Origin of the sequence: Nonomuraea phyllanthi (assembly GCF_006334985.2) — a bacterium.
In the GTDB taxonomy this organism is placed as follows: domain Bacteria; phylum Actinomycetota; class Actinomycetes; order Streptosporangiales; family Streptosporangiaceae; genus Nonomuraea; species Nonomuraea phyllanthi.
Genome location: NZ_VDLX02000033.1, coordinates 44,238 through 64,792, shown reverse-complemented (window position 1 = coordinate 64,792; position 20,555 = coordinate 44,238). Strand labels below are relative to the sequence as shown.

General features: G+C 70.2%; 22 protein-coding genes and 1 rRNA gene. 12 read left to right on the top strand and 11 right to left on the bottom strand.

Annotated features, from left to right (window positions below):
• Positions 1-78 (top strand): 5S ribosomal RNA (rrf, locus tag FH608_RS48585); the annotation flags it as partial.
• Positions 79-457: 379 nt separating this feature from the next.
• Here the strand turns inward: rrf and FH608_RS48580 are convergent.
• Both FH608_RS48580 and FH608_RS48575 read right to left on the bottom strand, forming a co-directional pair.
• Positions 458-1,183, bottom strand: a complete 726-nt coding sequence (locus FH608_RS48580) for a hypothetical protein (protein ID WP_193319056.1) — start codon at positions 1,181-1,183, stop codon at positions 458-460.
• 457 nt (positions 1,184-1,640) lie between these two features.
• A complete protein-coding gene (locus FH608_RS48575; protein WP_139638008.1) occupies positions 1,641-2,093 on the bottom strand; it encodes an Lrp/AsnC family transcriptional regulator in 453 nt (150 codons plus the stop codon).
• A 126-nt stretch (positions 2,094-2,219) separates the two neighbouring features.
• On the opposite strand from FH608_RS48575, the gene FH608_RS48570 reads away from it, so the two are divergent.
• Positions 2,220-3,107, top strand: a complete 888-nt coding sequence (locus tag FH608_RS48570; protein ID WP_139638007.1) for a phenylalanine 4-monooxygenase — start codon at positions 2,220-2,222, stop codon at positions 3,105-3,107.
• A 33-nt stretch (positions 3,108-3,140) separates the two neighbouring features.
• A complete protein-coding gene (locus FH608_RS48565; RefSeq protein ID WP_226900559.1) occupies positions 3,141-4,103 on the top strand; it encodes a serine hydrolase in 963 nt (320 codons plus the stop codon).
• Here FH608_RS48565 and FH608_RS48560 read toward each other — a convergent pair.
• The 5 genes from FH608_RS48560 to pstS are packed head-to-tail and all read right to left on the bottom strand — an operon-like array spanning position 4,072 to position 8,558.
• Positions 4,072-4,797 carry a winged helix-turn-helix transcriptional regulator gene (locus FH608_RS48560; protein WP_139638006.1) on the bottom strand — a complete coding sequence of 242 codons (726 nt, stop codon included), beginning with the start codon at positions 4,795-4,797 and terminating at the stop codon, positions 4,072-4,074. The genes FH608_RS48565 and FH608_RS48560 overlap by 32 nt on opposite strands.
• Positions 4,797-5,573: a phosphate ABC transporter ATP-binding protein PstB gene (gene pstB / locus FH608_RS48555; RefSeq protein WP_139638005.1), complete on the bottom strand. Its 777-nt coding sequence runs from the start codon at positions 5,571-5,573 to the stop codon at positions 4,797-4,799. The genes FH608_RS48560 and pstB overlap by 1 nt, the downstream gene beginning before the upstream one ends.
• Positions 5,574-5,588: 15 nt before the next feature.
• Positions 5,589-6,464 carry a phosphate ABC transporter permease PstA gene (gene pstA, locus FH608_RS48550; protein WP_139638004.1) on the bottom strand — a complete coding sequence of 292 codons (876 nt, stop codon included), beginning with the start codon at positions 6,462-6,464 and terminating at the stop codon, positions 5,589-5,591.
• On the bottom strand, positions 6,461-7,441 hold the full coding sequence (gene pstC / locus FH608_RS48545; RefSeq protein ID WP_139638003.1) for a phosphate ABC transporter permease subunit PstC: 981 nt from the start codon (positions 7,439-7,441) through the stop codon (positions 6,461-6,463). Before pstC ends, pstA begins: the two co-directional genes overlap by 4 nt.
• A gap of 7 nt (positions 7,442-7,448) precedes the next feature.
• The gene (gene pstS / locus FH608_RS48540; protein WP_139638002.1) at positions 7,449-8,558 is read right to left on the bottom strand and encodes a phosphate ABC transporter substrate-binding protein PstS; all 1,110 of its coding nucleotides are present in this window, start codon (positions 8,556-8,558) and stop codon (positions 7,449-7,451) included.
• 121 nt (positions 8,559-8,679) lie between these two features.
• Here pstS and FH608_RS48535 point away from each other — a divergent pair, with 121 nt between their 5' ends.
• Together FH608_RS48535 and FH608_RS48530 are read left to right on the top strand one after the other, a co-directional pair.
• The gene (locus tag FH608_RS48535; protein ID WP_139638001.1) at positions 8,680-9,153 is read left to right on the top strand and encodes a low molecular weight protein-tyrosine-phosphatase; all 474 of its coding nucleotides are present in this window, start codon (positions 8,680-8,682) and stop codon (positions 9,151-9,153) included.
• Positions 9,140-9,925 carry a fructosamine kinase family protein gene (locus FH608_RS48530; protein WP_139638000.1) on the top strand — a complete coding sequence of 262 codons (786 nt, stop codon included), beginning with the start codon at positions 9,140-9,142 and terminating at the stop codon, positions 9,923-9,925. Before FH608_RS48535 ends, FH608_RS48530 begins: the two co-directional genes overlap by 14 nt.
• A 42-nt stretch (positions 9,926-9,967) precedes the next feature.
• Here the strand turns inward: FH608_RS48530 and hisN are convergent, their stop codons facing one another.
• The 3 genes from hisN to aroA all read right to left on the bottom strand — a co-directional run bounded on the left by hisN (position 9,968) and on the right by aroA (position 13,436).
• A complete protein-coding gene (gene hisN, locus FH608_RS48525) occupies positions 9,968-10,759 on the bottom strand; it encodes a histidinol-phosphatase (protein ID WP_139637999.1) in 792 nt (263 codons plus the stop codon).
• A 175-nt stretch (positions 10,760-10,934) separates the two neighbouring features.
• Positions 10,935-11,978, bottom strand: a complete 1,044-nt coding sequence (gene rsgA, locus FH608_RS48520) for a ribosome small subunit-dependent GTPase A (protein ID WP_139638011.1) — start codon at positions 11,976-11,978, stop codon at positions 10,935-10,937.
• Between the two features lie 171 nt (positions 11,979-12,149).
• Positions 12,150-13,436 carry a 3-phosphoshikimate 1-carboxyvinyltransferase gene (gene aroA / locus FH608_RS48515; protein ID WP_139637998.1) on the bottom strand — a complete coding sequence of 429 codons (1,287 nt, stop codon included), beginning with the start codon at positions 13,434-13,436 and terminating at the stop codon, positions 12,150-12,152.
• An 88-nt stretch (positions 13,437-13,524) separates the two neighbouring features.
• Here aroA and FH608_RS48510 point away from each other — a divergent pair, with 88 nt between their 5' ends.
• Together FH608_RS48510 and FH608_RS48505 are read left to right on the top strand one after the other, a co-directional pair.
• Positions 13,525-14,271 (top strand): SOS response-associated peptidase, encoded by a 747-nt coding sequence (locus FH608_RS48510; protein ID WP_139637997.1) that lies wholly within the window; start codon positions 13,525-13,527, stop codon positions 14,269-14,271.
• 155 nt (positions 14,272-14,426) lie between these two features.
• Positions 14,427-14,759 (top strand): TraR/DksA family transcriptional regulator, encoded by a 333-nt coding sequence (locus tag FH608_RS48505; RefSeq protein ID WP_139637996.1) that lies wholly within the window; start codon positions 14,427-14,429, stop codon positions 14,757-14,759.
• A gap of 48 nt (positions 14,760-14,807) precedes the next feature.
• Here the strand turns inward: FH608_RS48505 and FH608_RS48500 are convergent, their stop codons facing one another.
• A complete protein-coding gene (locus tag FH608_RS48500) occupies positions 14,808-15,548 on the bottom strand; it encodes a class I SAM-dependent methyltransferase (protein ID WP_139637995.1) in 741 nt (246 codons plus the stop codon).
• Positions 15,549-15,781: 233 nt separating this feature from the next.
• On the opposite strand from FH608_RS48500, the gene FH608_RS48495 reads away from it, so the two are divergent.
• The 5 genes from FH608_RS48495 to FH608_RS48475 all read left to right on the top strand — a co-directional run bounded on the left by FH608_RS48495 (position 15,782) and on the right by FH608_RS48475 (position 20,463).
• On the top strand, positions 15,782-16,387 hold the full coding sequence (locus FH608_RS48495; RefSeq protein WP_139637994.1) for a sigma-70 family RNA polymerase sigma factor: 606 nt from the start codon (positions 15,782-15,784) through the stop codon (positions 16,385-16,387).
• Entirely contained in the window at positions 16,384-16,650 is a 267-nt protein-coding gene (gene rsrA, locus FH608_RS48490) for a mycothiol system anti-sigma-R factor (RefSeq protein ID WP_139637993.1), read from the top strand. Before FH608_RS48495 ends, rsrA begins: the two co-directional genes overlap by 4 nt.
• Positions 16,651-16,660: 10 nt before the next feature.
• Entirely contained in the window at positions 16,661-17,602 is a 942-nt protein-coding gene (locus tag FH608_RS48485; RefSeq protein ID WP_139637992.1) for an NAD-dependent epimerase/dehydratase family protein, read from the top strand.
• A gap of 222 nt (positions 17,603-17,824) precedes the next feature.
• Complete coding sequence (locus tag FH608_RS48480; RefSeq protein WP_139637991.1) at positions 17,825-19,174, top strand: HD-GYP domain-containing protein; 1,350 nt, start codon at positions 17,825-17,827, stop codon at positions 19,172-19,174.
• Positions 19,171-20,463: an HD-GYP domain-containing protein gene (locus FH608_RS48475; protein ID WP_139637990.1), complete on the top strand. Its 1,293-nt coding sequence runs from the start codon at positions 19,171-19,173 to the stop codon at positions 20,461-20,463. Before FH608_RS48480 ends, FH608_RS48475 begins: the two co-directional genes overlap by 4 nt.
• Positions 20,464-20,555: the final 92 nt, after the last annotated feature.

The window sequence follows — 20,555 nt, the reverse complement described above, 5'->3', positions numbered from 1 at the left end:
CCGAACCCGGAAGTTAAGCTTCTCTGCGCCGATGGTACTGCACTCGGGAGGGTGTGGGAGAGTAGGTCACCGCCGGACAATCTTTGGAGGGGGTTCGACGCCTTGCGCGTCGGACCCCCTTTTTTGTTGTGCCCAGAGGGCAGCCGTAGATCGTGCTCAGGGGCTTGATGATCGCCCGCACGGAGCGGTAGACGCGTACGTATCCCTCCGAGGCGGAGTTCCGCATCAAGCCACAACATGCCGGTTGGCAGCGCTTGTCGTGCGGTCCCGGATCCAGAGATGGGCGCTGGTCGTCATCCCCACCCATTGACTGCTGATCCGGCGCTCGATCAGCGAGCCTTCCGAGCCGGCGTTTCACCTTGCCTACAGCCCACGGCTGGCGGCGTTGCGGGAGCTGGTCCGAACTCGTGCCCGACGATGCCACAACCAGCGTCGACACCTCAGAGACGGCCGCCTACTAGAAGGTGGTGCGTTTCGAGTGCGTGTAGGTGTCGATGACGCGCATGCCGCCGTTCGCCCGGCGTATGCGGTAGGTCGCAAACCGCTTGTCGGTCTTGTGGACGACCTCGGTCAGGAGATCCAGGTGATCGGCTCGGTCCCAGGTCAGGGCTATGGGGCGTTCGCCGGCCGGCATTTTCATCGCGGTTCCGGCCGGGGCCCCGGTGGCGATGTCCCGGAGCCGGATGTACGGAGTGCCGCCGCTGGGGTCGACCCAGGCGAGCGTGGCGCCGCCCATCCGCAGCGCCGCAGGCATCGACACGGGAGAGGTGCCGCGGCGTACCTCGGTCCAGGTCTCGGTCGAGTAGACCACGACCGAGGCACGCGTACGGCTCGCGAAGTCTGATGAGGGATAGACCAGCACGTGCCGGTTGTCCGGGCTGAAGAGAATGTGCATTGCTGTGAAGGGGAACGTGTGCACCTGCCCAGTGACGGTGTCCACCACCCGGGACAACGGCTCCCTTGCGCCGTTCCACCCGTACGGGAAGGCCGCGAAGCGGCCGCCTGGGGACAGGCTGAACCGCCGCAGGTCCGGTAGCCATTTCTCACCGGGCACGACGCGGACCTTGCCGGTGGTGACGTCGCGGACGACCAGCGCGTCGTCCCGCAAACGGTAATAGGCCACGGTGGAGCCGTGTGGCGACTGGCCGACCGGCGAAGGGGCCGAGGTGTTCGGCTGGGCCATCCTCGCATCTGTCAGGCGTATCACCCGGCCGCTTCTCAGCCACAGCCGCCATGGAGCGCAATGCTCGTACTCGTTGAATTTCCGCCAGCCCGTACAGGTGGAATCGGCGTATCTGACGTAGTCCTTCCGCGCAACGCCGTTCGCCGCTTGCTGCCCTGTGAGCGGCAACAACACCAGGACGAAAAGAGCGCTTAATCGCCGAGCCGCTGTCATTCGCGCCCCCTGTTCGTCCAAGGGTCTCGATTATTCACTGCGGGCCACGGTCCTGTCGCTGACGGCGGACACTGATACGGCAGCTGTAGATCGTTGGGATCACGGAGTTGTTTCGGCGTTGGCGTGCCGTCGCTGCCGGATGGACCAGGTCAGGCGATGTTCCCTGTCCTGTCGTGGGTCGGGGATGGCGATCAGGTCGAGGTGTTTCGGCGTGTCCGGGGCCATGACTGTGAGAGATGTCGTACTACCGGTTCTCGAGGAGGGGCTCGATCCGGTAGGGGATCTGGGTGGACAGGGCGATGGTCGTGTCCGTGCGCTGCACGGCAGGGGACGCGAGGATGTCGGCGATGATCTCCTGTAGGTGGTCCGTGGTGCGGGCCACGACGCGGCAGAGCAGGTCGTGCTGGCCGCTGGTGCCGTGCACCTCCAGGATCTGGGGCACGGTCCGCAACGCCTCCACCGCCTCGGCGAGCCGGCCCTGGGCGATCTGCAGCCACACGAACGCCATGATGGGGTAGCCGACGCGGGCCGGCGAGACGGTCGGGCCGAAGTCCTCGATCACGCCTCCGGCCGTCAGCTTCTCCACCCGAGCCTGTACGGTTCCCCGCGCCACCCCCAGCACCCGGGCCAGCTCGGTGAGGCCGATGCGGGGATGGGCGCGCATGGTCACCAGGAGCCTGGCGTCCAGATCGTCCATGGCAGACCCTCCCATGACTGTGCGATTCGACCAGGTATAGCCGGATTTGTGATGCGGAAGCTAGCGTATCGCCCAGCTAAACTGGGCGCTCTTGCCAGCCAATGCCGGACTTGCTGTCATTTGTGCATGTTCGAGGAAGCACAGTACTTCGCCCCGATCGCCGCCCAGGCGGACGGGTCGGTGGTGGTCGAGTTGTCCGCGTCCCATCCGGGGTTCGCGGATCCGGTGTATCGGGCGCGGCGGAACGCGATCGCCGGGCTGGCCGTCGACCACCGTCCGGGCACGCCCATCCCGGCCGCCGAGTACACCGAGCAGGAGCACGAGGTCTGGGCCCTGGTCATCAGCGAGCTGGCTGTCAAGCACGCCAAGTACGCCACCTCCGAGTACCTCGGCGGCGCCGAGCGCCTGGGGCTGCCGCGGGAGAGGATCCCCCAGCTGGAGGAGGTCTCGCAGCTGCTGGAGCCGCTGACGGGGTTCCGGTATCTGCCCGCCGCCGGGCTCGTGCCGCTGCGCGACTTCTACGGCGTGCTGGCCGACGGGTACTTCCACTCGACGCAGTACATCCGGCACCATTCCGTGCCGTTCTACACGCCGGAGCCCGACGTGATCCACGAGGTGATCGGGCATGCCAACGCTCTGGCCGCCTCGCGGTACGCGGCCCTCTACCGGCTGGCCGGCCAGGCGGCGCGGCGGGTCGAGACGGAGGAGGCGCTGGAGTTCGTGTCGAAGGTGTTCTGGTTCACCCTGGAGTTCGGGGTCATGCGGGAGGCGGGCGAGCTCAAGGCGTACGGGGCGGGGATCCTGTCCTCGTACGGGGAGATCGAGGAGTTCCGCGGGATGGACATCCGCCCGCTGGACCTGGCCGCGATGGGCACGACGCACTACGACATCACGAAATATCAGGATGTGTTGTTCCGGGCCGAGTCGCTCCAGCATCTGGAGGACGTCGTGGGGGGCTTCTGGGACGGCTGTGACGACGACTCGATCGCGAAACTGGTCGCCGCCGCTGTCTAGCGGCCTGTCACGATTTTTCGTGATAATGCGTCAATGATCGCGGGCCGGGGACAGGCGATACCACGAGCGGTCATCGCGCTCGCCCTGTTCACGGCCCTCCTCCCCGCATCGCCCCCGCCGGTCGCCACCATGTCCGTGCCGGAGGCTCCCGTGCTCGTCGGAGTGCGGGAGCAGGAGACGACTGATCATGAGCAGGCCGCCACCGAGGGCGGCGGGGCGTGGCTGGTGGAGGTCGCCTCGGAGGAGAGCGTGGCGCCGATCCCCGCCAAGCAGATCACCCGGCGGCTCGACGCCTATCTCGCGGGCCGGAACGTCAAGGTCACCGCCATGGTCAAGGACCTCGCGACCGGCCGGCTCTACCGCTACCACCCGGGCGAGCGGCTGATCACCGCCAGCACCGCCAAGGTCCAGATCCTCATGGCGCTCCTGCTGAAGACCCCGTGGAAGAAACTCCCGCAGGCGGTCCGGCACGACGCGGAGCTCATGATCCGCTACAGCGACAACCACGCCGCCGACCGCCTGTGGCTGCGCGTCGGCGGCGCGGCCGGCTTCACAAAGGCGGGCAGGAGATTAGGGCTCAAGGACACGCAGGGCGTTGCCGGCCAGTGCGTGGACCTGTACTGCTGGGGGATCACCAGGACGTCGGTGGACGACCAGATCCGCCTCATGCGGGCCCTGGTGTCCGGCAAGAGCCCGCTCAAGGCCGCGGACCGCGAGCACGTGCTCGACCTCATGGGCCGGGTGATCGACGGCCAGAACTGGGGGATCAGCGCCGCCGCGTGCGCCGGCGACCGCGTGGCGCTGAAGAACGGCTGGCTCAGGCGCGTCTCGAACAAGCTCTGGGCCACGATCAGCGTGGGCCTGCTCAGGGGAGACGGCCGCGACTACGCCGTGGCCGTGCTCACCGAGGGCAGCCCTGACGTCGGGTACGGCATCGCGACCGTCGAAGGCGTGGTGCGGCGGATCATGCGGGATTTTCGGACGTGCCCGGAGTGACCAGCCGGTAGCCGACACCGCGTACGGTCTGGATGAGCTGGTCGTCATCATCGCCCAGCCGGGCGCGCAGCCGTTTGACGTGCACGGCGATCGTGTTGGTCGAGGTGGTCGCCGCGGCGTGCCACACGTGGCGCATGATCTGCTCGCGGGTGACCGTACGGTCGGCGTTGCGCATGAGGTACCGCAGCAGCTCGAACTCCCGCAGCGGCAGGTGCACGGCCCGCCCGCCGACCCGTACCTGGTAGGCCTGGAGGTCCAGCTCGACCCCGCCCACGGCCAGCACCTTGCGCGACCCGGGCGATGCGGCCTGGATGAACGGCAGCAGCTCCGTCACCCGGTAGGGCCTGGCCACGCAGGCGGCCGCGCCGGCGGCGAGGGCGCGTACCGCCTGCTCGGCGTGCCCCTCGCCGACGCCGAGCAGCACGGGTACGGCCCGCGCGAGGCGTACCGCGCGGACGAACTCCACCGCGTCGATGACCGGCAGCGTGGCCGAGACGAGCACCACGTCCGGCTGCAGGGCGCCTGCCTGCAGCAGCCCCTGAGCGCCGTCGGGCGCGCCCGTGACGGCCACGCCCTCGCGTTCGAGCGCCGTGGCGAGGTCCTCCACGGCCGCGCCGTCGGGGTCGGCGATGAGCAGTACGGGCTTGGTCCGCGCGTCCCCGTTCACCGTGGAAGCCGCCTGCTGTGGGGTCATCAGCCGAAGCGCCCCGTGATGTAGTCCTCCGTGGCCTTCTGAGATGGGTTGGTGAACATGCGGGAGGTCTCGTCCATCTCGACCACCTTGCCGGGCTTGCCCTGCTCGGCGAGGTTGAAGAACGCGGTCCTGTCGCTGACCCGGGCGGCCTGCTGCATGTTGTGGGTGACGATGACGATCGTGAACTCGTCCTTGAGCTTGGCCATGAGGTCCTCGATGGCCAGCGTGGAGATCGGGTCGAGGGCCGAGCATGGCTCGTCCATCAGCAGGACCTGCGGCCGGACGGCGATGGCCCGGGCGATGCAGAGCCGCTGCTGCTGGCCGCCCGACAGACCCGCACCCGGCTTGTTGAGGCGGTCCTTGACCTCGTTCCAGAGGTTGGCGCCCTTGAGCGACTCCTCCACGATGCCGTCGAGCTGCGACTTGCTCACCCGGCCGTTGAGCCTGAGCCCGGCGGCCACGTTCTCGTAGATCGACATCGTGGGGAACGGGTTGGGGCGCTGGAAGACCATGCCGATCATCCGGCGTACGGAGACGGGCGCGACGGTGGGGGCGTACAGGTCCTCGCCGTCGAGCAGGACCTTGCCCTCGACGCGTGCGCCGGGGATCACCTCGTGCATGCGGTTGAGCGTGCGCAGGAACGTCGACTTGCCGCAGCCGGACGGCCCGATGAACGCGGTGATCGAGCGGGGCTCGATGGTCATCGACACGTCCTCGATCGCCTTGTGCGACCCGTAGTACGCGTCGAGCCCCGAGACCTGGATCTGCTTGGACATTGCGGCGGTTACCCCCTATCGGCCCCTGGCGGGCGCGCGCCACCAGGCGATCAGGCGCGCCACCAGGTTGAGCAGCATGACGATCAGGATGAGCGTGAGCGCGCCGGCCCACGCCCGGTCGACGGCGGTGTCGTTGGGGCGGCCCGCCTGGTCGAAGACGAACAGCGGCAGGCCCATCTGCGGCCCGGTGAACGGGTCGTTGTTGATGGAGTTGGTGAAGAACACCGTCATCAGCAGCGGCGCGGTCTCGCCGGCGACCCTGGCCACGGCCAGCATGACGCCGGTGACGATGCCGGTGAACGCCGTCGGCAGCACGACCTTCACGATGGTGCGCCACTTCGCCACGCCCAGCGCGTACGAGGCCTCGCGCAGGTCGCCCGGGACCAGCCGGAGCATCTCCTCGGCCGATCTGACCACGGTCGGCATCATGAGGATGGACAGCGCGAGCGCGCCCGCCCAGCCGGAGAACTCGAAGCCCAGGAAGAGGATCCAGAACGCGAAGACGAACAGGCCGGCGACCACCGACGGCACGCCGGTCATGACGTCCACGAAGAAGCTGATCGAGCGGCTCAGCCGGCCGCCCCTGCCGTACTCGACGAGGTAGATCGCGGTGAACAGGCCGATGGGGACCGAGATGAGCGAGGCCAGCAGGACCTGCTCCAGCGTGCCGATGATGGCGTGGTAGGCGCCGCCGTTCGCGTCGCGGGCGCCGATGCCGCGCATCGAGTGGGTGAGGAAGTCGAGGTCGAAGCGGGCCAGGCCGTTGGAGATCACCAGCCAGAGCACGGAGACGAGCGGCACCACGGCCAGCGCGAAAGCGAGGTAGACCAGCCCCTGGACGAACTTGTCCTTGATGCGGCGGCTGGTCGAGATGTGCTGGATTCCTGTCATGCGCCGGTCCTCGCGAACTCCTTGCGGCGGTTGATGACCATGCGCGCGCCCATGTTCACCAGCAGCGTGATGACGAACAGCACCAGGCCGGAGGCGATCAGCGCGCCCCTGCCCATCTCGGTGGCCTCGCCGAAGCCGTTGGCGATGTTGGCGGCGATGCTGTTGGCGTGCGGGGTGAGGATCTCGAAGCTGATGTCGAAGGTGGCGGGGAAGATCAGCGCGACCGCGATGGTCTCGCCCATGGCCCGGCCGAGGCCGAGCATGGCGGCGCTGATGACGCCCGGGCGGCCGAACGGCAGCACGGCCATCCTGATCATCTCCCAGCGGGTCGCGCCGAGCGCGAGCGCGGCCTCCTCGTTCATCTTGGGAGCCTGGAGGAACACCTCCCGCGAGATGGCCGCGATGATCGGCAGGATCATGATCGCCAGGACGACGGCGCCGGCCAGCATGGTCTTGCCGCCGATGGCGCCCTCGCCGGCGAACAGCGGGAACCAGCCGAGGTGCTCGTTGAGCCACTGCGACGGCGTCCTGAGCAGCGGCACCAGGAACGCCACGCCCCACAGGCCGTAGACCACGCTGGGCACGGCGGCGAGCAGGTCGATCAGGTAGCCGAGCGGCGCGGCCAGGCGGCGCGGCGCGTAATGGGAGATGAACAGCGCCACCCCGACCGCGATCGGAGTGGCGATGACCAGCGCGAGTGCCGAGCTGAGCACGGTGCCGAACGCCAGCGCGCCGATGCCGAACACGCCGCTGCTGTTGGGCTCCCAGATCAGGTCGGTGAAGAAGGAGCCCTTGTTCGCCTGGAGCGCGGGGATCGCCTCGCTGATGAGGAACACGGCGATGGCCGCCATGATCCCGAGCAGGACGACGCCGGCCGCGGTGGAGACGAAGCGGAAGGGACCCTCACCATGGCTGCGCCGAGAGGCGGACCGGCGCGTGGCCGGCCCGCCGTCACGGGTCTTCAGATGGGTGGTCATCGGGGTGTCAGGAGATCGCCTCGACAGCGGTACGGACCTTGGTGAGCAGCTCGCCGGCCAGCGGGGCGTAGCCCAGCTCGGTCAGCGCCGCCTGCCCCTCGTCGCTGGCGGTGTAGGTCAGGAACGCCTTGACCACCTTGGACTCCTCGGCGGACAGGCCCTTCTCGCAGGTGATCTCGTACGTCACCAGCACGATCGGGTAGGCACCCGGGGTCTTGGTGGCGTAGTCGATCGACAGGGCCAGGTCGTTGCCGGTGCCCTTGATCTCGGCCGTCTCGACGGTCTTGGCCGCGCTCTCCGCGGTCAGCTCGACGTACTCGCCGGCGCCGTTGGCGACCTTGGCCTTCTGCAGCGAGGAGTTCTCGGCGTACGAGAGCTCGACGTAGCTGATCGCGCCCTCGGTGTCCTTCACCGACGCGGAGATGCCGTCGGAGCCCTTGGAGCCCTGGCCCTTGGCCTCGGCCGGCCACGCCTTGGCCGGCTCGTACGGCCAGCCGTCGGCGGCCGTGGCCTTGAGGAACTTGGTGAAGTTGTCGCTGGTGCCCGACTCGTCCGAGCGGTGGAAGGCCTGGATCGGCGTGGCGGGCAGCGTGGCGTCGGGGTTCTCGGCCTTGATGGCGGCGTCGTCCCACTTGGTGATCTTGCTGTTGAAGATCCCCGCGAGCGTCTTGGGCGACAGCTGCAGACCCTCGACGCCGGGCAGGTTGTAGACGACCGCGACAGGACCGGTGACCATCGGGATGTTGATCGCCTTGCCGGTCTTGCAGCGGGCGTCCGCCTGAGCGGGCTCGTCGTCCTTCAGCGCCGAGTCGGAGCCGGCGAACGCGACCGTGCCCTGGATGAACGCCTGCACGCCCGCGCCCGAGCCGCTGGGCTGGTAGTTGAGGGTGACACCGGGGTTCGTGGCCGTGAAGTTCTTCGTCCACTCGGTGATCGCGTTGGCCTGGGCCGAGGAGCCCGCGGCGTTGATCGTACCGCTCAGACCATTGTCATTGCCCGCGGCGGGCGCACTGGCGGCCGTGGTGCCGGCGCCGGTGGTGTTGTTGTCGGTGCCGCACGCAGCGAGGGAGAGCGCGCCGACGACGGCGACGGCGGCGAGCCGGCCTGCATACTTCACGGTTGGGTTTCCTCCCACTTGATCCTTAGTCGCCATGAAGCTATGCAGCGAAGGTGACTTGGACCCCCTGACAAGGGTGAACGTTCGGTGAACGCGCCCGGTCGCGGCCATGATGGGAGTTATGACGTATCGCGTATGCCTGGTGTGCATGGGGAACATCTGCCGGTCACCCATGGCGGAGGTGGTGCTCCGCCGGGCGCTCGCCGACCGCGGGCTGGCCGACCGGGTCACCGTCGACAGTGCCGGAACCGGCGGCTGGCACGCCGGCGACCCGATGGACGAGCGGGCGCTGGCCATCCTGAGCGAGCACGGGTACGACGGCACGGCCCACCGGGCCAGGCAGTTCACCCGCGACTGGTATGACCGTTACGACCTGGTGCTGGCCATGGACCGGGACAACCTGGCCAACCTGCGGCGGCTGGCGCCCGACTGGGTGGAGGTGCGGTTGTTCCGCTCGTTCGATCCGGCCGCCGGGGAGGGGGCGGAGGTGCCCGACCCCTACTACGGCGGCAGTGAGGGTTTCGAGGAGGTGCTCGCGCTGGTCGAGTCCGCCGCCGCGGGCGTGGCCGAGCACATCGCCGATGAGATCGACTGAGAGCCTGGGCTCGTCGCACGGGTGGCGGCGGGTGCGCGGCGTGCTGGACGACGGGCGCGAGGTGTTCGCCAAGACCGGGGCGGCCTCGGAGGTCTTCGCCTCGGAGGCGGCCGGGCTGCGCTGGCTGGGCGAGGCCATCGCGGTGCCCGAGGTGGTGGAGGTGGGTCCCGACCGGCTGGTGCTGTCGTGGGTACGCGAGGAGGCGCCCGGCGCGGCGGCGGCCGAGCGGTTCGGGCGTGCGCTGGCCGGGATGCATCGGGCGGGGGCCGGCGGGTTCGGCGCGCCGTGGCCCGGGTTCATCGCCGAGCTGCCGATGGACAACTCGCCCGCGCCCGACTGGCCGTCCTTCTACGCCTCCCGCCGGGTGCTGCCCTTCCTGCGGCAGGCCCGGCTGCCCGCCTCCGACGTGGCGCTCGTCGAGCGGGCCGTGGAGCGGTTCGCCGCGGTGGCGGGGCCCGCCGAGCCGCCCGCGCGCATCCACGGCGACCTGTGGAGCGGGAACGTGCTGTGGTCCGGCGGGTCGGCGGTGCTGGTCGATCCGGCCGCGCACGGCGGGCACCGGGAGACGGACCTCGCCATGCTGGCGCTGTTCGGGCTGCCGTACCTCGACCGGGTGCTGGGGGCCTACCACGAGGAGTTCCCGCTGGCGGAGGGGTGGCGCGCGCGGGTGCCGCTGCACCAGCTGCATCCGCTGCTCGTGCACGTGGTGCTGTTCGGCGGGTCCTACCGCGAGGGGCTCATGGACGCCGTACGGCGGGTGCTGGCGCTCTGAGACGCGCCGGGAGGCTGCCCGGCGCGCTGAAGGGAGGCGCGGCTATCGCGGGATGCCGTTGAGGCGGTCGATCACCTCGTCGTGCAGGATGCCGTTGGTGCAGACCAGGCTGCCGCCCTCCAGCCCGCGCACCCCGGCCACGTCGGTCCAGCGGCCCCCGGCCTCCTCGACGATCACCGTCAGCGCCGCCATGTCCCACGGCGACAGCTCGGGCTCGGCCGACAGGTCCACCGATCCCTCGGCGACCATCATGTGCGACCAGAAGTCGCCGTACGCCCGGTTGCGCCAGCAGACACGGCCGAGGTCGAGGAAGTTGTCGAGCCGGCCGGTCTTCTCCCACCCGCCGAAGCTGGAGTAGGAGAACGACGCGTCCTCCAGGGACGACACCGAGGAGACCCGCATCCTGGACGCCTTGGCCAGGCTCTTGCCGGTCCACGCGCCGCCCTCGGTCGCCGCCCACCAGCGCCGGCCGAGCGCCGGGGCCGACACCAGGCCGACCACGACCCGGCCGTACTCCATGAGCGCGATCAGCGTGGCCCACACCGGGACGCCGCGCACGTAGTTCTTGGTGCCGTCGATCGGGTCGATGATCCACGAACGGGCGCCCCAGCCGGTCTTGCCGAACTCCTCGCCCACCACCGCGTCGCGCGGCCTCGCACGGCGCAGCGTGCCCCGGATGGCCTCCTCCACGGCGCGGTCGGCGTCGCTGACCGGCGTCAGATCGGGCTTGGTGTCGACCTTGAGGTCGACCGCCTTGAACCGCCGCATGGTCAGATCATCGGCGGCGTCCGCCATGACATGCGCGAGGCGAAGATCATCGCTATAACCCTGCACGGTCGCCAACGCTACCGGAATTGTCCCCAGTGCTCCGGCTTCCGGTCGGGGGTAAAGCGGACTTTTCCGTGAGACTGGGCAAGAACTGCTGTTTCGCCGTCAAGGTAAAAGGGCGTCCAGACAGCCCAGATCGGTCATTCCACTGTTTGAGTTACGGGCCCGTGGAAAATGTGGGTCAGGGCGTGTCGTCCAGGGTGCCTTCGCGGCTGGAGAGCAGGCGGCGCAGGGATTCGAGCCGGGCCGGGTCGGCGTTTCCGGCGGCGACCCAGGCGTCAAGGGCGCACTCGGCGCCGAGGTGGGTGCAGCCCTTCGGGCACTCCACCGTGCCCTCCACCAGGTCGGGAAAGGCGGCCAGCACGGTCTCGGCCGACACGTGCGCCAGGCCGAAGCTGCGCACGCCCGGCGTGTCGATGATCCAGCCGCCCTCCGGCAGCTCCAGCGCGACCGCGGAGGTGGAGGTGTGGCGGCCGCGGCCGGTCACGGCGTTGACCTGGGCGACGGCCCGGTTGGCATCCGGCACCAGGGCGTTGACCAGGGTGGACTTGCCGACGCCCGAGTGGCCGACCAGGACGCTGACGCGGCCCGCGAGGTGGTCGTGGAGCTCCTCCAGCGAGCCGCCCTTGTGCACGACCACGTGGGCGATGCCCAGGGGCTCGTAGAGGGCGACCAGCTCGTCGGGCGGGGCGAGGTCGGACTTGGTGAGGCAGAGCAGGGTGTCGATCTCGGCGTCGAAGGCGGCCACCAGGATGCGGTCGATCATGCGGGGCCGCGGCGGCGGGTCGGCCAGGGCGGTGACGATGACGAGCTGGTCGGCGTTGGCCACGACCGGGCGCTCGATGCCGTCGGTGTCGTCGGTGTCGTCGGCCGAGCGGCGCAGCATCGACGTGCGCGGCTCCACGCGTACGACTCTGGCCAGGGTGTCGGGGCGGCCGGAGACGTCGCCCACCAGGGCCACCCGGTCGCCCACGACGATGCCCTTGCGGCCCAGCTCCCTGGCCTTCATGGCCACCACGAGACGTCGTTGCGCCTGCTGGCGGCGTTTCTGCGCCGAGCCCTTCGGGCGCTCGGGCTCGACCAGCGTGGTGTAGCGGCCACGGTCGACGGCCACCACGAACCCCTCGACGGCGTCCTCGTGGGCAGGGCGGATCCGGGTCCGCGGCCTGGAGCCCCTGCCCGGCCTGACCCGTACGTCGTCCTCGTCGTACTCCCGCCTCTTCAGCGGTCTGCTCCCATGTGCTCGCTCACTTCCCCGGGCACGCGGACATGGCGCCGTGCCGGTGGATCTCGTGGTCGCCATGCGGGCGGGGGACCCTCGTGCGCCGCCCTTTTCCGACGTGCCCGGCGATTCCCCCGCGAAACTCCCCCGCGAGACCGGCCATGGGACCCGCCGTCATCGGGCGTCCAGCATCGCCGTCCACATCTGGACGAAGTCGGGCAGGGTCTTGGCGGTCGTCGCGATGTTCTCCACCTCGACGCCGGGCACCCGGAGGCCGATCACCGCCCCGGCCGTGGCCATGCGGTGGTCGTCGTAGCTGTGGAAGGTGCCGCCGTGCAGCGGGCGGGGGCGGATGACCAGGCCGTCGTCGGTCTCCTCCGCGTCGCCGCCCAGGCGGCCGATCTCGGTGGCCAGCGCGGCCAGCCGGTCGGTCTCGTGGCCGCGCAGGTGGGCCACGCCCCTGATGCGGCTCGGCGTGCTCGCGAGCGCGGCCAGGGCGGCGATGGTCGGGGTCAGCTCGCCCACCTCGTGGAGGTCGGCGTCGATGCCGGCGACCTCGCCCGACGCGCGCCCGGTGACCACCAGGTCGGCGCCGTCGGGGGAGCGGGTGACGGTGGCGCCCATGGCGGTCAGCAGGCCGCGCAGGGCGTCGCCCGGCTGGGTGGTGGCGGCGGGCCAGGCCGGGATGGTGACCGTGCCGCCGGTGACCAGGGCGGCGGCGAGGAACGGGGCCGCGTTGGACAGGTCGGGCTCAACGGTCAGGTCTCCGGCCGCGATCGGGCCCGGCTCGACGCGCCACACGTCGCGCTCGCCGTCGTCGACCGTGACGCCCGCCGCCCTGAGCATCTCGACGGTCATCTCGATGTGCGGCTGCGAGGGCACGGGCGGGCCGACGTGGCGGATCGTGATGCCCTTCTCGAACCGCGGCGCCGTCAGCAGCAGCCCGGACACGAACTGCGACGAGCCCGAGGCGTCCAGCGTGACCTCGCCGCCCGCCAGCGGCCCGGTGATCGTGAACGGGAGCGCGTCGTTGTCGACCCTGGCCCCGAGCGAGCGCAGGGCGTCGAGGATCGGGCCCATCGGTCGCTTGCGCGCGTGCGGGTCGCCGTCGAAGGAGACCGGGCCGTCGGCCAGCGCGGCCACCGGCGGGACGAACCGCATGACCGTGCCCGCCAGCCCGGCGTCGATGCGCGCGCCGCCCCGGATCGGGCCCGGCGTCACCCGCCAGTCGACCCCCGCGCCGCTCTCGCCCTCGGACACCAGCGTGGCGCCCAGGGCGCGCAGGGCCGACACCATCAGGTCGGCGTCGCGGCTGCGCAGCGCCCGGCGCACCACGCCGGGGCCGTCGGCGAGCGCGGCCAGGACGAGCGCGCGGTTGGTCACCGACTTGGAGCCGGGCAGAGACACGGTGGCGGTGACGGGAGCGGTCGCCGCGGGCGCGGGCCAGTGCGGAACGGACATGGTCAAAGACTACTGGGAGTGGCGGACCGGGTGAGAGGCGCGCGGAGGCAAACATGCGAGCGAAAGCCGTACGTGGCAGTGTGGGGTCATGTGCGGTAGATACGCCTCGGCGCGCAAGAAGCACGAGCTGCTGGAGGAGTTCCAGGTCGAGCAGGACGCCGACGCGGACAAGGAGCTCGGCGCCGACTACAACGTCGCGCCCACCAAGAACGTCTACGCGGTGCTCAGCCGGGTGCCCGAGCAGGCCGACCGGGCGGTGCGGCAGCTGCGGATCATGAAGTGGGGCCTGGTGCCCGCGTGGGCGAAGGACCCGTCGATCGGGTCGCGGCTGATCAACGCCAGGATCGAGACGGTGGCCGAGAAGCCGTCGTTCCGCCGCGCGTTCGCCAAGCGCAGGTGCCTGCTCCCGGCCGACGGCTACTTCGAGTGGATGCCCGTCGAGGGCGAAAAGAAGAAGAAGCAGCCGTACTTCATCCATCCCGAGGACGGCGGGGTGCTGGCGATGGCCGGCCTGTACGAGTTCTGGAAGGACCCGTCGCGGGCTGACGACGACCCGCACAAATGGCTGGTGACCTGCACCGTCATCACCACGGACGCGGAGGACGAGCTGGGCCGCATCCACGACAGGATGCCCATGATGATCGAGCCGGAGCGCTGGCAGGAGTGGCTCGACCCCAAGCTCACCGACGTCGAGCAGGCTTCGCGGCTGCTGGTGCCCGCCGACCAGTCACGGCTCACGGCGTACCCGGTCTCGACCGACGTCAACAACGTCAGAAACAACGGCCCGGACCTCATCAAACCGCTGCCGGAAGAGGAGGAGGGCGCCCTTTTCTAAAGGTGTAAGAAGCACGGTAAGTGGGCATTCGGTGAGGAAAGCGATGCATCCGTTTACTCGGTGTCACCGCCAATAAATGCCCCTAATTGCGCCGGGCGGGACAACCGGGGAGTCCTCGCCGCGGGTTGCCGTGATTCACCCGGAGGTGCGGATTCGTGGACGTCACGACCGCTCGTGAGCGGCTGCAAGACATGCTCGCGGAACTGGACCGATCGATCAGGGTCCTGCGGGGCGATCCCGTCGGCGTACGCGAGCGATCGGCGGCCGACGCGGGCGCCGACCTGACCGACAACGACCGCGCGCAGGCCATGCTGACCGCGGCCACCGCGCAGCGCCGGGCCGTGGTCGAGGCGATGAGGCGGCTGGAGGACGGCGTGTACGGCCGGTGCGTCGACTGCGCCCAGCCGGTGCCGGAAGGGCGGCTGGAGGCCCGCCCCGAGGCCGCCCGGTGCGTGCAGTGCCAGGGCAAGCGGGAGCGGCGCCGCTGAGGTGCCGGACGAGCCGGCGGACACGAAGAACGCCCGCTCGCCCGGAGGTCAGTGCTTGCGGCAGCTGGCGACCAGGTGGATGCCGACTGTGTCGTCGTCGTCCGGGTGGGCCTCCAGCTCCGTGCGTACCAGATAGTTGAGCGCCCGCGCGTCGGACCCGAGCACGTGGTCGACCGTGGACGGCGACAGCACCGTGCGCGGCCGCATCCACTCCACCTCCAGCCCGGCGCCCACCAGCAGCTCCCGCAGCTGCCCGCTGCTGAAGCAGCGCGTGATGCTGCCGTCGGGCCACGGCACCAGCATGACCTCGCCGGTCTGCCGCAGGTGCTGCCACTGGCCCTGCTCGGCCAGGATCGCCATGCCGAGCACCAGCGAGTCGACGCACACCAGCGCCCGCCCGCCCGGCCGCAACACCCGGGCCACGTCGTTCATCGCCGACTCGGCCATCAGTTCGATCGACAGCGCCCGCTCCTCGGCGAGCACCGCGTCGACGCTCGCGTCGGGCAGGAACGCCAGGTCGTCGGCGCGTACGTGACGGACCCGGTCGGCGTCCCGCAATCGGGACTGTCCTTCGGCGGTGCGGCGGAAGTCGAGCACCTCGATCACCTTGTGCCCCGCCCTGGCGGCCTGGCCGGACCAGCGTCCCCGGCCACCGGAGAGATCAAGGATGACGGAGGGTTGGCCAGGGAGCCATCGGTTGAGTTGTTCGGCGGCGACGGCGCGATAGAAGGTCCAGTACGGCCCGAGCGTCCCTGAGCCGTTCAGTTCCTCGGCCGGAATGGGCAGCACACGCGACTCCTGGGTCCGGAAAAAGGGCTACCAGCCGGTACGTATGGACGTTCCCCGCACCGGGTCCTTCGTACCTTCTATCTTGCGGGAACAGACAAGGGCGCGGGTGTGTTGCGACGAGCATGCTCACTGTTGTAAGACCCCTCCCCGCCGACCGGCGACTCACCGGCCAGCGGGTATCCTCCCCTGAGTACGGTGTTCCGCAACAGCCGGCCACCGGTGATCTTAGGGGGGTGGGTCCGGTGCCCGCGACAGGCGCGGAGACGCTGGAGCAGCGAGGCGAGCGATTCGAGCGCGACGTGATGCCGTATCTCGAGCAGCTCTACTCCGCCGCGCTCCGGATGACCCGGAATCCCGCGGACGCGGAGGACCTGCTGCAGGAGACCTTCGCCAAGGCGTTCGCGTCGTTCCATCAGTTCCAGCAGGGCACCAACCTCAAGGCGTGGCTCTACCGGATCCTGACGAACACGTTCATCAACAGCTATCGCAAGAAGCAGCGTGAGCCGAAACAGTCCGGCACGGAGGAGATCGAGGACTGGCAGCTCGCGCGGGCCGAGTCCCACACCTCGAGCGGCCTGAAGTCCGCCGAGGTCGAGGCGCTCGAGCACCTGCCCGACGGCGACATCAAGCAGGCGCTGGCGGCCCTGCCCGAGGAGTTCAGGATCGCCGTCTACCTGGCCGATGTCGAGGGCTTCCCCTACAAGGAGATCGCCGACATCATGGGCACTCCGATCGGCACCGTGATGTCGAGACTGCACAGGGGGCGCAGGCAGCTCCGGGGCCTCCTTGAGGACTATGCTCGCGAGCGGGGCCTGGTCCCGGCGGAGGGATCGAAATGAGCTGTGGCAAGCCGCATGACACCGACTGTCGTGAGGTGCTCGACAAGGTCTACGCCTATCTCGACGGCGAGCTGACCGAGACAGACGTCGTGGAGATCCGCGTCCATCTCGACGAGTGCGGCCCGTGCCTCAAGGAATACGACCTCGACAAGGTGGTCAAGGCGCTCGTCCACAAGCACTGCGGCTGCGACCCGGTCCCGGCGGACCTGCGCTCCAAGGTGCTGGCCCGCATCGCGCAGGTAAGGTCGGAGCTGTCCGACTAAGATTCACTCCATGCGTGTGTTGGTGACCGGAGGCGCCGGCTTCATCGGGTCCAATCTCGTCGACCGGCTGCTCGCCGAGGGCCATCACGTCGACGTCGTCGACGACCTGTCGTCGGGTTCCACCGCCAACCTGACCGGGGCGGCCGAGAGCGACCGGTTCCGGCTGCACGTGCTCGACGTGCTCCATCCCGACCTGAGCGGCCTGGTGGCCGAGCTGCAGCCGGAGGTCGTCTGCCATCTGGCCGCGCAGATCAGCGTGCGCAAGAGCGTGGCCGACCCGCGACACGACGCCAGGGTCAACGTCGAGGGCATCGCGTCCGTGCTGTCCGCCGCCCAGGAGGGCCGCGCGCGCAAGGTCGTGTTCGCCTCCTCCGTGGCCGTCTACGGCCGGCCCGCCACGATCCCCGTGCCCGGCGACGCGTCCCCCGACCCGCGCTCGCCGTACGCCGCGTCGAAGCTGAGCGGCGAGACCTACCTCGCCGCGTTCCGCGCGCTGCACGGCATCGAATACACCACGCTGGTGCTCTCCAACGTCTACGGCCCGCGCCAGTCGCCCGACGGCGAGGCCGGCGTGGTCTCCATCTTCACCGACGCGCTGCTCAACGGCACGCCCACGGTCGTCTACGGCGACGGCTCCCAGACCCGCGACTACGTCTACGTCGACGACGTGGTCGACGGGTTCGTCCGGGCGTGCGGCCAGCGCGGCGACGGGCGCAGGTTCAACCTCGGCACCGGCATCCAGACCACCGACCGCAGGCTCCACTCGCTGATCGCCGACGCGGCGGGCGCCCCCGACCACCCGGGCTTCGCGCCGCCGCGCCTCGGCGATCTGCCGGCCATGGCGGTCGACCCGGTGCCCGCCCACGAGGAGCTGGGCTGGGAGCCGCAGACCGACCTCTCGACCGGGGTGAAGAAAACAGTCGAATGGGCGAGAAATCATCGCATGTCGTAGTGGCATGATTACGCTTTGCTTGCGATTTCCGACTCGGCCCGTACGGCCACGCCGTCTTCTGTAGCGTGAGCTACCAGTAGACGACGTGGAGGCGTGTGGATGTTCAAGGTAACGGTCGCCCGGCTGCTCACGGCCATCCTGTTGGTCACTCCGGTGATCATGCTGATCGGGGGAGCGCTGCCCCCAGGGGTGTCCTGGACCTGATCTCCGTAGGGGGCCGCAATGCGTGACCTGCCGTGGCCAGCAAGGGTCTATCTGGTCGCCGTGATCGGGGCGGCGGCCGCTCTCATCGTGCGCAGCGTGGTCGTGTCCGGGGCCCCCGTGGCCCCGGCCGACCTCGACGTCCTGCTCGTGCTCGCCCTGCTGTTCCTGGTGTGCGAGTCGATGCCGACGCTGCTCAACGTCGAGCAGTTCGCCGTGTCGGTCAGCTTCTCCGCTTCGCTCGCGGCCGTGGTGCTGCTCGGCCCTGAGGGAGCGGCGCTGGTGGGGCTGACCGCGGTGGTGAGCGTGCGCCCCGGGCTGCCGCTGATCAAGCGGCTGTTCAACGGCGCCCAGTTCGCCATCTGCGGCTACGTGGCCGGGTGGGTCTACGAGGCGTTCGACGGCCAGGTCGGGGTGCCCCAGGTCAACGCGTTCGACGACCTCATCGGCCCCTACGCGGCGGCCACCGCCGTGTTCGTGCCGCTCAACATCGTGCTCACGCTGACCATGATCGGGCTGGCCACGCGGGTGCGGGCCACCGAGGTGCCGATGCGCGGCATGGGCCAGTTCCTGCTGTCCTACCTGGGCTACGGCACGTTCGGGCTGCTCGTCGCCGGGCTCTGGGCGACCGTGCAGTCGATCTCGGCGGTGCTCGTGCTGCTGCCGCTGTTCGTGGCGCGGTGGGCGTTCGGCCAGTATCACGCGCAGCAGCGCTCGTACGACGCCACGATCGCGGCGCTCTGCCAGGCCGTGGAGACGAAGGACTACTACACGAGGGGCCACTGCACGCGGGTCTCGCTGGCCTCCTCGATGATCGCCCAGGAGATCGGCATGGGCCCCGAGCGCGTGCGGGCCATCCGCTACGCCGGCATGCTCCACGACGTGGGCAAGCTCGGCGTGCCGACCAAGGTGCTGCAGAAGGACGGCCCGCTCACCGAGGAGGAGTTCGCCGCCATCCAGCTCCACCCCATGCGCGGGCTGGAGATCGTACGCGGCATCGGGTTCCTCGACGAGGCGTACGCCGGGATCATGCACCACCACGAGCGCCACGACGGCACCGGCTACCCGATGGGGCTGGCAGGCGACGAGATCCCCGAGTTCGCCAAGGTGATCGCGGTGGCCGACGCGTTCGACTCGATGACCTCCGACCGCTCCTACCGCGGCGCCAGGCCCGTCCCCGAGGCGCTCGCCGAGCTGCGCAAGACGGCCGGCACCCACTTCGACCCGGTCATGGTCGCGGCCTTCATCCGCGCCCTCGACCGGGAGCCGTGGCAGCCGCCGCGCCGGGTGGAGGCGCCGCCGCCCGACGAGAAGCCGATCAAGGACCACGACGATCCGACCATGCCCATCGAGGTCGTGACCGGGCAATGATCACCACAGAGCGGCCGAGGCGCGCCGAACACTCCCTGAACACGGTTCTGCGCCGGTTCGACTCCGGCCAGCTGCTGCTCATCTGCGCGGCGGGGCTGGTCGCCGTCGCGGGCATCGGCCACACCGCCGCCGTCGGGCTCGACCGCGCCGAGATCGCGCTCGGGTTCGGCGCGCTGATCGCGGTCGGCGAGCTGGCCAGGCTCACCATGCCGGGCAACAGGGAGGTCGCGCCCATCGGCGCCGCCGCCGCCCTCGGCTACACGCTGCTGCTCGACCTCAGCCAGCACCCGTTGCGCCACTCCGCGCTGCAGGTCGTGGCCGTGATCGCGGTCGGGATGCTGGCCGGGGCGCTGCCGCACCTGGCGGTCGGCCGCCCGCCCCGGCTCGACGCGATGGCGCGCCGGCTGCTCACCGGCGCGCTGCTGGCCTTCGCCTTCCGGCCGCTGGCCGGCCCGCTCTTCGAGCTGACGAAGCCGCCGACCAGCACCTGGTGGCCGGCGCTCGTCGTGATGGTGGCGCTCATCGCGCTCACCCTGATGATCGACGTGCTGATCGCCGCGCTGCTGCGCGCCGAACAGCTGCGCACCGCGTTCAGGGTGGCCGTGCGCGACGAGCTCAACATGGCCTTCCCGCTGGGCGCGGCCGTGGCCTCGTCGGGCGTGCTGCTGGCGCTGGCCACGCACAGCATGGACCTCGTCGCGCTGCTGGTCTTCGCCGCGCCGCTGCTGGTCACGCAGGTGGCCTTCAGGAAGTACGCCGGGATCCGCGCCACCTACCTGCAGACCGTGCGCGCCCTGTCGCGGGTCACCGAGGTCGGCGGCTACGTCGAGCCGGGGCACTCGCGCCGGGTGAGCCGCCTGGCCGTGGCGATCGGCCGGGAGCTGGGCATGGCCGAGCCCGAGCTGCTGGAGCTGGAGTACGCCTCGCTGATGCACGACATCGGCCAGCTCTCGCTGCGCGACCCGATCCCCGGCGGCGCCACCGTGCTCACCGAGCCCGAGCAGGCGCGGCGCATCGCGGAACTGGGCGCCGAGGTGATCAGGCAGACCGGCGTGCTCGACCGGGTGGCCGACGTGGTCAGGCGGCAGTGCGACCCGATCAGCGACGACCCGCCGCTGTCGAGCCGCATCATCAAGGTCGCCAACGCCTACGACGACCTCGTGGGCCCCTCGACCGACCGCGACCGCGCCGGCGCCGCGCTGGAGCGCATCCGGCAGTCGTCCGGCAGCGCGTACGACCCCCACGCGATCGAGGCGCTCACCCGGGTCATCGGCCGCGGCCGGGTCTAGCTCGTACAACCGTTCCCGGAGTTCCTCCCGCTCACCTTTGTGGGGTTCCTACAGATCGCGCTCGCCGGATCGGTGGTTTCGGTGGAAAGGAG

Coding starts and splice junctions, on each gene's coding strand:
- FH608_RS48580 (WP_193319056.1), bottom strand. CDS start 1,183: ATGGCCCAGCCGAACACCTCGGCCCCTTCGCCGGTCGGCCAGTCGCCA.
- FH608_RS48575 (WP_139638008.1), bottom strand. CDS start 2,093: ATGGACGATCTGGACGCCAGGCTCCTGGTGACCATGCGCGCCCATCCC.
- FH608_RS48570 (WP_139638007.1), top strand. CDS start 2,220: ATGTTCGAGGAAGCACAGTACTTCGCCCCGATCGCCGCCCAGGCGGAC.
- FH608_RS48565 (WP_226900559.1), top strand. CDS start 3,141: ATGATCGCGGGCCGGGGACAGGCGATACCACGAGCGGTCATCGCGCTC.
- FH608_RS48560 (WP_139638006.1), bottom strand. CDS start 4,797: ATGACCCCACAGCAGGCGGCTTCCACGGTGAACGGGGACGCGCGGACC.
- pstB (WP_139638005.1), bottom strand. CDS start 5,573: ATGTCCAAGCAGATCCAGGTCTCGGGGCTCGACGCGTACTACGGGTCG.
- pstA (WP_139638004.1), bottom strand. CDS start 6,464: ATGACAGGAATCCAGCACATCTCGACCAGCCGCCGCATCAAGGACAAG.
- pstC (WP_139638003.1), bottom strand. CDS start 7,441: ATGACCACCCATCTGAAGACCCGTGACGGCGGGCCGGCCACGCGCCGG.
- FH608_RS48535 (WP_139638001.1), top strand. CDS start 8,680: ATGACGTATCGCGTATGCCTGGTGTGCATGGGGAACATCTGCCGGTCA.
- FH608_RS48530 (WP_139638000.1), top strand. CDS start 9,140: ATGAGATCGACTGAGAGCCTGGGCTCGTCGCACGGGTGGCGGCGGGTG.
- aroA (WP_139637998.1), bottom strand. CDS start 13,436: ATGTCCGTTCCGCACTGGCCCGCGCCCGCGGCGACCGCTCCCGTCACC.
- FH608_RS48510 (WP_139637997.1), top strand. CDS start 13,525: ATGTGCGGTAGATACGCCTCGGCGCGCAAGAAGCACGAGCTGCTGGAG.
- rsrA (WP_139637993.1), top strand. CDS start 16,384: ATGAGCTGTGGCAAGCCGCATGACACCGACTGTCGTGAGGTGCTCGAC.
- FH608_RS48485 (WP_139637992.1), top strand. CDS start 16,661: ATGCGTGTGTTGGTGACCGGAGGCGCCGGCTTCATCGGGTCCAATCTC.
- FH608_RS48480 (WP_139637991.1), top strand. CDS start 17,825: ATGCGTGACCTGCCGTGGCCAGCAAGGGTCTATCTGGTCGCCGTGATC.
- FH608_RS48475 (WP_139637990.1), top strand. CDS start 19,171: ATGATCACCACAGAGCGGCCGAGGCGCGCCGAACACTCCCTGAACACG.